Annotated in this window: 11 protein-coding genes; 10 read left to right on the top strand and 1 reads right to left on the bottom strand. The window is 60.8% G+C overall.

All coding sequences use genetic code 11. The features are described from left to right. Window positions 1-1,307: 1,307 nt before the first annotated feature. Genes IAE33_RS21635 through IAE33_RS21655 form a run of 5 tightly spaced genes read left to right on the top strand, consistent with a single transcriptional unit; the run spans window position 1,308 to window position 6,535 of the window. A complete protein-coding gene (locus tag IAE33_RS21635) occupies window positions 1,308-2,090 on the top strand; it encodes a hypothetical protein (protein ID WP_201165045.1) in 783 nt (260 codons plus the stop codon). Next, on the top strand, window positions 2,087-2,752 hold the full coding sequence (locus IAE33_RS21640) for an ABC transporter ATP-binding protein (protein WP_201165047.1): 666 nt from the start codon (window positions 2,087-2,089) through the stop codon (window positions 2,750-2,752). The genes IAE33_RS21635 and IAE33_RS21640 overlap by 4 nt, the downstream gene beginning before the upstream one ends. Continuing rightward, entirely contained in the window at window positions 2,745-3,914 is a 1,170-nt protein-coding gene (locus IAE33_RS21645; RefSeq protein ID WP_201165049.1) for an ABC transporter permease, read from the top strand. The genes IAE33_RS21640 and IAE33_RS21645 overlap by 8 nt, the downstream gene beginning before the upstream one ends. Further along, complete coding sequence (locus IAE33_RS21650) at window positions 3,904-5,328, top strand: TolC family protein (protein ID WP_201165050.1); 1,425 nt, start codon at window positions 3,904-3,906, stop codon at window positions 5,326-5,328. The genes IAE33_RS21645 and IAE33_RS21650 overlap by 11 nt, the downstream gene beginning before the upstream one ends. Beyond that, entirely contained in the window at window positions 5,321-6,535 is a 1,215-nt protein-coding gene (locus tag IAE33_RS21655; RefSeq protein WP_201165052.1) for an HlyD family secretion protein, read from the top strand. Before IAE33_RS21650 ends, IAE33_RS21655 begins: the two co-directional genes overlap by 8 nt. A 23-nt stretch (window positions 6,536-6,558) precedes the next feature. On the opposite strand, the gene yaaA is transcribed toward IAE33_RS21655, so the two are convergent. After that, window positions 6,559-7,338: a peroxide stress protein YaaA gene (yaaA, locus tag IAE33_RS21660; RefSeq protein ID WP_201165054.1), complete on the bottom strand. Its 780-nt coding sequence runs from the start codon at window positions 7,336-7,338 to the stop codon at window positions 6,559-6,561. 137 nt (window positions 7,339-7,475) lie between these two features. Here yaaA and IAE33_RS21665 point away from each other — a divergent pair, with 137 nt between their 5' ends. From IAE33_RS21665 to moaE, 5 genes are all read left to right on the top strand, one after another. Next, the gene (locus IAE33_RS21665) at window positions 7,476-8,603 is read left to right on the top strand and encodes a polysaccharide deacetylase family protein (RefSeq protein WP_201165056.1); all 1,128 of its coding nucleotides are present in this window, start codon (window positions 7,476-7,478) and stop codon (window positions 8,601-8,603) included. A gap of 281 nt (window positions 8,604-8,884) precedes the next feature. Beyond that, window positions 8,885-10,279: a PhoH family protein gene (locus IAE33_RS21670; RefSeq protein WP_028635229.1), complete on the top strand. Its 1,395-nt coding sequence runs from the start codon at window positions 8,885-8,887 to the stop codon at window positions 10,277-10,279. Window positions 10,280-10,405: 126 nt separating this feature from the next. Then, on the top strand, window positions 10,406-10,876 hold the full coding sequence (gene moaC, locus IAE33_RS21675; RefSeq protein WP_201165058.1) for a cyclic pyranopterin monophosphate synthase MoaC: 471 nt from the start codon (window positions 10,406-10,408) through the stop codon (window positions 10,874-10,876). Beyond that, window positions 10,876-11,121 (top strand): MoaD/ThiS family protein, encoded by a 246-nt coding sequence (locus tag IAE33_RS21680; protein WP_201165060.1) that lies wholly within the window; start codon window positions 10,876-10,878, stop codon window positions 11,119-11,121. The genes moaC and IAE33_RS21680 overlap by 1 nt, the downstream gene beginning before the upstream one ends. Before the next feature lie 2 nt (window positions 11,122-11,123). Further along, a complete protein-coding gene (gene moaE, locus IAE33_RS21685) occupies window positions 11,124-11,570 on the top strand; it encodes a molybdopterin synthase catalytic subunit MoaE (protein WP_201165061.1) in 447 nt (148 codons plus the stop codon). Window positions 11,571-11,886: the final 316 nt, after the last annotated feature.

Consider the following 11,886-nt stretch of genomic DNA (forward strand, 5'->3'; position numbering starts at 1 on the left):
GCATTTGTAGATGCACTGCAAGTAGGCAGCATTAAGCCGTTAATTAAAAACAGGCCCTGGTCTGTCGTCGTCTTTATTGCAGTGCGCTACCTGGCGCGCTGCAGTGCTTGTTCTTTCAAGTTGAAAAAAACCTTTGAAATCAACCACGTGGACGATGTGTTGGGCGCGTTTCTCCTGCATGAACAGCCGTTGCGAACGCGGTCGCCTGGCCGGTCGAAAGTTTCAGGTTGAGGCGTTTAAGCCTGCCTGCTCATCTGTACGTCATTTCTCACAACCCGGGGGCATGAAAATCGTTACGGCGTTATGAGCGGCCTCAGGAAGGTAAGTTCCGCGGTGGGATTGGTTGGCATGAAGGATCTTTCAGATATCGATCATCATCAGGTGGTTTCAATTTGATAGCACTGTTCGATGGGACCCCCGTATAGACGGGGTGAAATTGTATCGAGATGTATTTGTGCCAGTATCGGTAGCTTTTTAATAAAAAAATTGCAAAAAGGTTAAGCGGTATGATGGCGTTATGAAATTTTCACAGTGATGTTTATTTTTTGGCGTCAAATTTCTGTAGCGCTGACGCAGGTTTAGCGGTTCGCTTGCATATCCTGTTACGACTGAAGACCCTTCGGACGCTAAGGTTTTTATCACGATGGCCGTCAACCACACTGGACGTCGTCGAGGATGACTGTGTACGAAGGAGCGTCTCAGGCAGCCCGTGGCTATTGCCATGACGGCGTCTCACCCATAACCACAGGGAAGAGACGAGGCTTGATACCGATGAAAACATTTACCCGAACCCTTTGTGGGGCGGCCGCATTGCTTGCGGCGAGTACAGCGCTTGCCGGGCCACCTGTCGAAGTGACCTTCAGGAACCTTGGCACTGAGCCGGTGAAGCTTCAGCTGACGAATGCCAATGAGACGAGTACGTACCAGATTGCGGTACCCACGCCCGCTCAGGAAGTACAGCCTGGGTCCTCCATAACCTTTAGGGTGCAACGATTGGTCAGCCCCGATACGAATGGCGCCATGCTCCGTTATTCGGTGGGGCGTAAGGTGTGTGCATTCAGCACCACGTTCGTGATGATGATGTCTGGAGGGGTCAAGCAACCCAAGTGGAACAAGACTGCAACGCCCACTGGCGGTGCAACTTGCACCGCAGTGAATTCTGGGTTCAGCGCTAACTATTCATGGAGGGCTGAGTTCACCATGAAGTAGTCAAGTCGCGTTGCATCGCTCGTGTATAGCGATCATGAGTGATGCAACTGCGCAGGCTTGTATTACATCAGGATTGAATCATCAGCCAGGTTGGATCTATGTCAAAGATAAGCGATATTAATGCTGCGTCAGGCGTCCCCTTGCTCAATGTCAAAGCACTTCCCCGCTCCCGTGAAGTGTCAAGTCAACGTACGGGTAGTTTCAATAACGAGGCTGACACAAAACTTGCTTTGTCTGCGCTATCTCGTCAGCTCGCCGCCGCTGCAGAGCGTGCGGCGGTCAGGGACAGTCAGTTAAGCCGCCAAGAGTTGGCAACGTTGGGCGCGCGGATTCAGATGGATCTCGGCGGGGTCGGCTACAGGTTGACCAAGCCTTTTCATGATGCCTTTGTACCGGATACTGACGATCAGGAACGCTTGGCGCGGGCTGAACAAGCGACCGCTTTCGTGAATGGGCGAGGCGATAATCCCTTCAAAGCATTGACCCTCGAACAGCTGTCGCTGATTGGCTACGATGAGGGAGGGGATTTTACATATAACGAGCGGCTTGCAGCCAGCAGAGAACTGGGGCATCGCTATTCACTGTGGTCAAGCGCTATTGTCGAAAAAGCGCGTGCTGAATATCAAAGCACGGGTTATCAGGATGAAACCATCCGTGAAGTTATTGCTTATTACAAAGCCTTGCCCCCCATTATGGAGGCAGGCTTTGGTAACTATGAAATCGATCTAACGCTGCTGATCGGCAAAACGGACCAGCGACAAAGCAGCGAAGACGATCCGCTGATCGAAGTGATCTTGAAAACGGTGCGTAAACTCGAAGATGAGGCTGAAAAAGCGCATTCGCCGATTGATCCATCGATCAAGCCCGGAGGCCCCGCATGAGCGCCATCGTGAGCCTCACCGAGGTGAGCCGCTTCCATGCCGGGTTGCCCGTGCTCAAGGACGTCAACCTTGTTGTTCCAAGTGGGCAAACGTGCGCCATTGTCGGCCCATCCGGTTCAGGCAAAAGTACGCTGTTGAACCTGATCGGTCTGCTGGACAGGCCGTGCTCTGGCCGTGTGCAGTTGGTGGGTAATGATATGACAGAGGCCAGCGCCGACCAGTGCGCTGTCGTGCGCAATCGTCTGATCGGGTTCGTCTTCCAGAGCTTTAACCTGCTGCCGCGTCTGTCCGCCCTGGATAACGTCGCGCTGCCGCTTTCCTACCGTGGGTTGCGCCTGCCAGCAGCCCGGGTGCTCGCCCAGAACCAACTGGAGGCGGTAGGTATTGGCGAACTTGGCCCGCAACGATCTGCCGAGCTATCGGGTGGCCAGCGCCAGCGTGTTGCCATCGCCCGGGCTTTGGTAACCGAGCCCCGGTTATTGGTGGCGGACGAGCCTACCGGCAGCCTGGATACCCAGACGGGGAAAGAGGTTCTGCGCCTGTTGCTCAGGTTGAATCAGGAGCTGGGAACCACGCTGCTGATGGTCACCCATGACCTTGGGATGGCGCAGCAACTTCAGCGGTGTCTGCGGGTAGAGCAGGGGCGGCTGACGGATGCCTGACGTTTACGGCCCGAGTTGGTCGCACCGGTTCAGCGAGGCACTGTTCAACATCAGATTGATGGGTCGCAGGGCTTGGCTGGCGTTGCTGGGTATCGGAGTAGGCTGCGCCGCCGTGGTGGCCCTGCTCAATATGGGGCACGGCGCCGCTCAGCACGCGCGCTTGCTGTTCGAAGGCCTTGGCAGCGAACTGATGGTTGCCGAGCTTTCACATGAGGGGCTGGCAGGCGGGCTGACAGAGCCGGATCTGACGGGTGTGTCGGACCTGGTGAAAGCGGCAGCGCCGGTCGTCGTGGCCGCGACCCGTGTTCGGCTGAAAGGGCGGCAGGTGGATGCGATGGTCATCGGCAGCCGCGAGGAACTTGCCCATGTATTGCAACTGCGCCCTGGAGAAGGTCGCCTGCTGTCTCAATATGACGGGCGCGCATTGCACGTGCTGGTGGGCAACCAGCTGGCTGCGCAATTAGGCGCCAGATCAGGTGACAGGCTGCAGATGGGGCAGTATGTGTTCGACGTCATAGGCGTTATGGCGAGGACAGGTGACAACCCGCTGCTCCCCGTCATGCTGGATCAGGCCGTGCTCATGCCATTGTCAGGTATACGCCGACTGGTGCCTGCGCCTGAGGTGGGCCTGGTGCTGGCAAGGGGGCGTGATTCGCAATCGTTGGCGCTGGCCGCCGAACACCTCGGGGCACACCTGCGAGCACAATTGCCGCATCACGATATCACTGTAAGGCTGCCAATCCAGTTACTGGAAGGGATGGCTGGGCAGTCCCGAATGCTTGCCTGGCTGCTTTCGGGGTTCGCCGGCATCGCTCTGCTGCTGGGGGGCGTTGGCGTGATGAACGTAATGCTCATGAGCGTAGGCGAACGGCGCCGAGAAATCGGTCTTCGCCTGGCATTAGGGGCGCGGGCTCGGGATATCGGTTGGTCGTTTTTGCTCGAAGCGTTGTTGTTGTCGTGCACGGGGGCAGTGTGCGGCGCCGTGGCAGGGATCCTGGCGGGCTGGCTGTTCGCATGGTTGTCCGGTTGGCCGCCTTCGATAGCCCCTGCCTCGGTTCCGTCAGGCATCGCCAGCTCGCTGTTTGCAGGCTTGGCGGCAGGGCTGTATCCCGCGCTTGGGGCTGCACGTTTACTGCCAGTAGAGGCCCTGCATGAAGATTGACTGGCGGGTACTGGCCTGCATGCTGTTACTGTCGCCTGCGGCCGTTGCTGAAGGTGTCAGTGCGCTTGCAACTGCGCAAGCGCGTGCAGTGGCGCTGCACCTGGACGATGCCGTAGCGTTGGCTTTGCGTAACAACCGCGCCATCCGCAGCGCCCATCTCCAGCGCGTAGCGGAAAAGTTCGACCTGCGGGTAGCGCACTATCAATACGCACCGCAGCTGTCCCTCAAGGCGCGCTATCGACGCAGTCGGGATCAGCAGGTACAGCGAAAGGATACCGAGCTGGCACCCAGTGCCAGCTTGCTGACCTCTTACGGAACGCGCTTCAGCCTGGACTGGGCCTATGGGCATGCTCAAACCGACGGGGGCAGGCCACAGTACCGGGATGGGGCCAACCTCATGGTGATTCAGCCGTTGTTGCGGGGGGCAGGCCGGAAAGTCGCAGGGGCACCTTTGCGGCAAGCGCAGCTGTTCGAGCAGCGCAACAGGTTGGCACTCAAGGACACCATTGGGCAAAGCATCAGCCAGGTGATTGTTCTCTACCGGGCGTTATTGCGGGCCCAGGAGCAACTGAAAATAACTGAGCAGGGCGTGGTGCGTGCCCGGCAACTGGTGCAGGTAAACCAGGCCTTGATCGTTGCCGGGCGCATGGCGGCGTTCGATATCGTTCAGGCCGAAGCCGAAGTGGCCAACCGGGAGCTGGCACAGGAAAGCAGCCGCAACCATCTGCAGGAAAGCCGCCTTGCGCTGGCCCAGGCCTTGGCTGTGGACTTATCCACACCGCTGGTTGCCGTCGATGAGCTGGAGGTACATCAGGTGCAGATCGATGCTGGGCAGGCACTGGCCAGCGCCCGGGCCTTGCAGCCTGCCTACCTGATGCAACTGATCACCGGCGAACTGCTTGCCCTGGACCTGATGGTTGCCGACGACCAGCAATGGTGGGACCTGTCCTTGATAGCCGGCGCGAGCCAGGCGAGGGAGCGCAGCGCCCATCAGTTGAGTTGGGAACGTTATGTAGGCCTTGAGCTGGACATACCCATCGGCGACCTGCGACGGCGGCAGGTACAGGTGCAAGCTCAGGCCGCCCTGCAGAGCCACGATCTGCTCCAGGCCGAGGCCGAGCAGCAGTTGCAGCGCGATGTAGCCGACGCCGTACGGGATCTACAGGTGAGGTGGCGCCAGCTGGAGATCGCGGGGCGGGCACTGACGCTGTCCAGGCGCAAGCTCGATATCGAGCAGGAAAAACTCACGCTGGGGCGATCGAGCAATTTCGAGGTGCTCAGCTTCGAGAACGACCTGCGCCACGCTCAGGATGCCCGCCTGGATGCGGCCGTTGCCTACCTCAATGGCCAGGCCATTCTCGATCAGATACTGGGCGCCACGCTTGAGCGTTGGGGTGTGGAACTGCATGACTGACTGGCGAAAGGTGATGTGCCTGTTGCTCGCGATAACCGGCAGCGGTTTTTGGTATGCATGGCCTTGGCGCGCACCCGTGGACGCCGAGCGCTGGGTGCAGATCGAGCCCCAGAGCCTGCAACAATGGCTGGGCCTGGCCGGGCGACTGCAAGCTGCCAGGCGGATCATCGTGGCAGCTCCGTTCGACGGTGTAATGGCAGCCGTTGCGGTTACGCATGGCCAGCATGTGAAAACAGGTGACACGCTGTTCACGCTGGATACCGCTCAGCTGGCAGTCGAGCTGCGGCAGGCGGAGGCTACGTGGTTGAAGGCCCGCGCCAATACGGCAACGCTTGAGGCATGGGTCGCCGGCCCTGAAGTTGCGAGGGCCCGCCGGATGTTGGCAAGCGCGCGCAACGCGCTGGCCGCAAGCCGCGCCGCTCTGGACGAAAACCAACGCTTGTTCGAGCGGGGCATCGTCGCCGGCATGGAGGTGCGCAACCTTGCCCAGCAAGTCGAGAGCCAGCATCAGTTGCTGCTGGATGCCGAACAGGACCTTGAGCAGACACTGGCGCAAGGGCAAGGGGATGCCCTGCGTATAGCGCGCATGGAGCTTGCCAATGCCCAGGCACACAGAACCGCGCTGGTCGCCTTGCGTGAGCAACAGGAGGTCAAGGCGCCGTTCAGCGCGCTGGTGGTGAATGCCACAGCATCAAGCGCCAACGCGTCACAGCGGTTGCAGCCAGGCCTGCCTGTGGCGAGGGGCACGCCTTTGGTTGAACTGATTGACCTTGGTCAGATCCAGGTACTGGCAGCGGTCGAGCAACAGGACCTGCCTACCGTTCATGAAGGCCAGCTGGCCCGAGTTACAGTCGCCGGGCAGGTTTTCCAAGGCCGGGTTGCCCACATTGCACAGTTGCCCAGAACCGAAGGTGCGCAAGACGCCTGGTACGACCTGGTGGCGGACATCGATCTGCCTTCGCTGGAGCCCGGCCGACCTCTGCGCTTGGGCATGAGTGCCCAGGTTGAAGTGCTGGTTTCGAGCAAGGACCGGGTATGGGTAGTGCCACCCGATGCCGTCGAGCAAGACAAGGCAGGGCTGAGTTATGTGTGGTTCCGTGAGCACCCCAACCAGTTGCCGAGCAAGGTGCCGGTGAGCATTGGCTCGATATGGCCACAGGGGTTGGAAGTGGCCGGGCTGAGGTCAGGGTACGTGCGACTGCCCTGACACCAGCCCGCTCGCAACCGGGCTCACTCGCCTGGCTGATCCCGCAAAAACACCAGGTGATCCGCTTTCGACTGCTCGGCACTGTAGTAGTACCCCTGCACATCGAACTGCTTGAGCTGCGCTGGGTCGCTGATGCGCTCCTCGATGGCGAAGCGGGTCATCATGCCGCGGGCTTTCTTGGCGTAGAAGCTGATGATCTTGTATTGGCCGTTCTTCAGGTCCTTGAAGTCCACGTTGATCACCCGGGCGTTCAACGCGCTGCGTTTCACTGCGCTGAAATACTCGTTGCTGGCCAGGTTCAGCAGCACGTCGTCGCCCTGTTCGGCCAGGGCCTGGTTCAGCCATTCGCTGATGCGGGTGCCCCAGAAGGCGTACAGGTCCTTGCCGCGGGCGTTGGCCAGCTTGGTGCCCATCTCCAGGCGGTAGGGTTGCATCAGGTCCAGCGGGCGCAGCAGGCCGTACAGGCCCGAGAGCATGCGCAAGTGGCCCTGGGCGAAGGTGAAGTCGTCTTCGCCCAGGGTTTCGGCAGCCAGCCCGGTGTACACGTCGCCCTTGAAGGCCAGCAACGCCTGCTTGGCGTTCTGTGGGGTGAAGTGCGGCGTCCAGCTGCCGAAGCGGGCGGCGTTCAGGCCGGCAAGCTTGTCGGAGAGGTGCATCAGTTCGCTGATCTGCGCCGGGCTCAGTTCGCGCAGTTGCCCGATCAATTCCTGCGAGTCGTCGAGGTAAGCGGGCAGGGTGAAACGCTCGGTCACCGGCGGGGTGTCGTAGTCGAGGGTCTTGGCGGGGGAAATCACCGTCAGCATCGGGTCGGCTCCTGGCATCATTGACCGTGAATTCTACGGGCTGGGCGTGGCAAGTCCAAACTATGGCGACGATAGTGGGCGCTCATGGACCGTGCAGGCGCTATAGTGCCTGTTTTGCCATTGGGGAGCCTTGGACCGTGCGCATAGCCTCAGCCCTGCTGGCCGCGCTGCTGAGCGTGGCCGTGCACGCCGCGCCCAGCGACCAGGTGAGCCTGGACCGCAGCCTGTGGCCCGAGCAGTTGGACAGCCCGGTGCTGTTCGACGTGGCGTCGCGTGCCGAGATACTGTCGTTTGCCCAGGTGCTGCATGAAAGCGAGCTGCTCGACGATGCGGCGCTGGCGGCGCGGCTGGGGCTGCGCCAGATCAACCTGCACAAGGTGCGCCTGGTGCGGGCGCGCATGTGGCAGCGCCTGTGGAGCGGTTACCAACAGGCCCAGCGCAGTTGCGAGCAGGATGCCTCGTTCTGCTACGCCGTCACCTCAATGGCAGAACTGCGCACGCAAGCCGCTACCTTCGCTGCCGATGTTGGCGCGTTCTACACCGGCTGGGTCGAACCCAGCCACCGCTTCCATGTGCGCTACCTGGACGAGCAGTTGCGCAAGGCGGCATTGATGCCGCAAACCAGCAGTGAGGTGGAGCGGCTGTCACCGGCCGAGCGCAACGGCGACGAACTGAACGACCGGCTGTTTCTGCTCACCTTCGTCGGTGGGCCGGGGCCGGTGGGTGGCAGTACCGATACGTTGGCCGACTACCTGCGCGGGCAGAAGCTGGAAGGGACCTTTTTCGTCCTGGGCAACCGCTTGCAGCAACGTCGCGAGGGCACCTCGCTCGACGCCCTGCGCACGTTGTATGACGGGCAGTGCGTAGGTATTCAGGGCTGGGAGTACAGGTCCCACGCGCAGTGGAATGGCTGGCAGGACTCGCTCAGGCGCAGCCAGGGGCGGGTGAAGGCAGACCTGCCTGAGCAATACGTGCCATTGTTCCGGCCCCCCTATGGCCAGCGCAGGGCGGATGGGGACGCGTTCATGGCCAGCCAGCAACTGCGCGTGTCACTGTGGGACATCGACGCCCAGGATGACGGTGCGCTGGATGCCCAGGCCTCGGCCCAGCGGGTGCTGACCTTGATGCTGCTGTGGCGCAAGGGGGTGATCCAGTTTCACGATGCCCTGCCCAAAGCCCAGCCGGCCGTGCAATGGCTGCTGGAGCACACCGCACAGAGCGGCATCGGCTGGCAGGGCTGCAAGGAATATGCTTATGCACAATGAGCAATCTGACTTCTGACTGTAGACCCGCCTGGCCGCCCCGCCAAGGGCAGTTCGTCAATCGGAAAAATAAACTTCAAAAACGCGTAAAAATGCTTTTTCCGGTCATGCCTTTTGCGGTATGAAGAAACCAGACAGCCGATTCCTGCAGCACAGGTGGCGTCATACAGGCTCACCTGGCCAGGTTCGCTTCCCGCCCGTAACAACGCGGATACGGGGAGACCGGCAGTCACTTTGCGGCGTAACAGACCGCGCCGTGTGGCTTCGACATAAGGTGACCGAGTATGGATGACCAAGGACGCACCCCTTCCTCCAGCAAGCCAATCCTCTATGTGCTCGATACCAACGTCCTGATTCACGACCCTAACGCATTACTCAACTTCGAGGAGCATCACGTCGCCATCCCGATGACGGTGCTGGAGGAACTCGACAAGCTCAAGGCCGGCAAACAGAGCATCGCCGCCGAATGCCGCCAGGCCATCCGCCTGATCGATCAGACCCTGGGGGACGCCTCACCCAGCGTGGTCGAGCAGGGTGTACCCATCCAGCGTGGCAAGAGCGGGCCCAAGGGCTTCCTGTCCATTCTGATGACCCCGCGCAACGAGCCTAATCGCCTGCTGCCGGAAACCCTCAACGACAACATCATCATCAACCAGCTGCTGGAAGTGCGGGCGCGGCGCACCGACCTGGACGTGGTGCTGGTCACCAAAGACATCAACATGCGCCTGAAGGCGCGCGCCTGTGGCATTGCGGCCGAAGACTACAGCACCGACCAGCTGGTAGACGACGTGTCGCTGCTGTCCAAGGGATACCACTCGGTCACAGGTTCGTTCTGGGACCGGGTGAACAAGGTGGACACGCGCCAGGAACGTGGCCGTACCTGGCACCGTGTGCAACTGGCCGAGAACCTGCCGGCCGTGCACGTCAACGAGTTCATCATCGACGAGCAGGGTTTCGTTGGCTGGATCAAAGGCATCCGTGAAAACGAACTGCTGCTGCTCGACCTGCACCAGGAGCCGCTGCTGCACCAGGAAGCCTGGGGCCTGAAGCCACGGGATATTCACCAGAGCCTGGCGCTGTTCGCCCTGCTGGACCCAGATATTCACCTGGTCAACCTGACCGGCGCTGCGGGCTCGGGCAAGACCATCCTGGCACTGGCTGCCGCCATCGAGCAGACCATGGTCAGCAAGCGCTACCGGCGCATCATCGCCACCCGCAGCGTGCAGGGGCTGGACCAGGAGATCGGCTTCCTGCCGGGTACCGAGGCCGAGAAGATGGAGCCTTGGCTGGGTGCGATCACCGACAACCTCGAAGCCTTGCACATGGACGACGAAAGCACCCATGGCAGCGTGGAGTACATCCTCGAGCGGGTACCGTTGCAGTTCAAGTCGCTGAACTACATCCGTGGGCGCAGCTTCCAGCAGAGCCTGATCCTCATCGATGAATGCCAGAACCTCACCCCGCACCAGATGAAAACCATCATCACCCGTGCCGGTGCCGGCTCCAAGGTGGTGTGCCTGGGTAACCTGGCGCAGATCGACACACCTTACCTGTCCGCCACCAGCTCGGGCCTTACCTACCTCACCGAGCGCTTCAAGGACTTCCCCCACGGCGTGCACATCACCCTGCAGGGTGTGCCGCGGTCGGTGCTGGCCGAGTACGCCGAGTCGCACATGTAACGGCACATCTAACGGCACATCGGGGCGGCCTGCCCAGGCCGCTCCAACTTCCCGCCCGGCTACAAACCCGTGCCTAAAGCTGACCCACGGGTTTACACTCGTTGCTCCCTTCACAGGAGCAGAGCAGTGCTGACACATCTTGATTCCCAGGGGCGGGCCAATATGGTCGACGTCACTGAAAAAGCCGTCACCGAGCGTGAGGCCACCGCCGAGGCGCGGGTGCGCATGCTGCCGCAAACCTTGCAGATGATCGTGGATGGCGCACACCCCAAGGGCGATGTGTTTGCCGTGGCGCGCATCGCCGGCATTCAGGCGGCGAAGAAGACCAGTGACCTGATTCCGCTGTGCCACCCATTGATGCTGACCAGCGTGAAGGTGGAGCTTGATGCCGAGGGTGAGGATGCGGTGAAGATCGTCGCCCGCTGCAAGCTGGCCGGGCAGACCGGTGTGGAGATGGAAGCGCTGACCGCCGCCAGCGTTGCCGCGTTGACGATCTACGACATGTGCAAAGCCGTGGACAAGGGTATGGTCATCGAACAGGTACGCCTGCTGGAAAAGCTCGGCGGCAAAAGTGGCCATTACAAGGTGCAAGGCTGATGAACGTGAAGGTGATGTATTTCGCCCGTTACCGCGAACGGCTGGGGGTGGACGCGGAGCGTGTCGAAGGTGCATTCGCAGTGCTCGACGATGTGCGTCAGGCGCTGGTGGCCAGGGGCGCTCCGTACGACGTGCTGAGTGAGCAGAACCTGATGTGTGCGCGCAACGAAGAACTGTGCAAGCTTGATGAGCCGCTGGAAGAGGGCGATGACGTGGCGTTCTTCCCGCCGGTAACAGGAGGCTGAACATGGCTGTACGCGTTCAGGAGGCTGCATTCGACCCGGGGCTGGAAGTCAATGCCATGCACGCGGCCAACGTGGGTGTGGGGGCGGTTGTCGCTTTTGTCGGCTACGTGCGGGATTTCAACGAAGGGCGCGAGGTGGCGGGGATGTTTCTTGAACACTATCCGGGCATGACCGAGAAGGCCCTGGCCAAGATTGCCGCCGAGGCCCAGCAGCGCTGGCCGCTGCTGAAGATTGAGGTGCTGCATCGCATCGGTGCACTGGAGCCGGGCGAGCCCATTGTGTTTGTGGGTGTGGCCAGTGCTCACCGGCAGGCCGCGTTCGATGCCTGCAACTTCATCATGGATTACCTGAAAACCCGGGCGCCGTTCTGGAAGAAAGAAATGACCGGGGACGGCCCGCGCTGGGTCGAGGGCAGGCAGAGTGACCAGGATGCGGCGGGGCGCTGGTAGCCCTGTGTTGGGTGGCCGGGGCTATGCCCCGGTTCGCGGGTAAACCCGCTCCCACAGTGAATTGTGCCAACGTTCAGATCTTGTGAAAGACAGTTGCCCCCCACCTGGTCATGCACCCTACCTGTTGGGGCAGGTTCCCACAGTGAATTGTGCCAACGTTCAGATCTTGTGAAAGACAGTTGCCCCCCACCTGGTCATGCACCCTACCTGTTGGGGCAGGTTCCCACAGTGAATTGTGCCAACGTTCAGATCTTGTGAAAGACAGTTGCCCCCCACCTGGTCATGCACCCTACCTGTTGGGGCAGGTTCCCACAGT

Origin of the sequence: Pseudomonas sp. S60, from assembly GCF_016647865.1 — a bacterium.
Classification (GTDB): domain Bacteria; phylum Pseudomonadota; class Gammaproteobacteria; order Pseudomonadales; family Pseudomonadaceae; genus Aquipseudomonas; species Aquipseudomonas parafulva.

Excerpts from the sequence above, each read along its gene's own strand:
- IAE33_RS21680 (WP_201165060.1), top strand. The coding sequence starts at position 10,876 with ATGAACGTGAAGGTGATGTATTTCGCCCGTTACCGCGAACGGCTGGGG.
- IAE33_RS21650 (WP_201165050.1), top strand. The coding sequence starts at position 3,904 with ATGAAGATTGACTGGCGGGTACTGGCCTGCATGCTGTTACTGTCGCCT.
- IAE33_RS21655 (WP_201165052.1), top strand. The coding sequence starts at position 5,321 with ATGACTGACTGGCGAAAGGTGATGTGCCTGTTGCTCGCGATAACCGGC.
- yaaA (WP_201165054.1), bottom strand. The coding sequence starts at position 7,338 with ATGCTGACGGTGATTTCCCCCGCCAAGACCCTCGACTACGACACCCCG.
- IAE33_RS21635 (WP_201165045.1), top strand. The coding sequence starts at position 1,308 with ATGTCAAAGATAAGCGATATTAATGCTGCGTCAGGCGTCCCCTTGCTC.
- moaE (WP_201165061.1), top strand. The coding sequence starts at position 11,124 with ATGGCTGTACGCGTTCAGGAGGCTGCATTCGACCCGGGGCTGGAAGTC.
- IAE33_RS21670 (WP_028635229.1), top strand. The coding sequence starts at position 8,885 with ATGGATGACCAAGGACGCACCCCTTCCTCCAGCAAGCCAATCCTCTAT.
- IAE33_RS21640 (WP_201165047.1), top strand. The coding sequence starts at position 2,087 with ATGAGCGCCATCGTGAGCCTCACCGAGGTGAGCCGCTTCCATGCCGGG.
- IAE33_RS21645 (WP_201165049.1), top strand. The coding sequence starts at position 2,745 with ATGCCTGACGTTTACGGCCCGAGTTGGTCGCACCGGTTCAGCGAGGCA.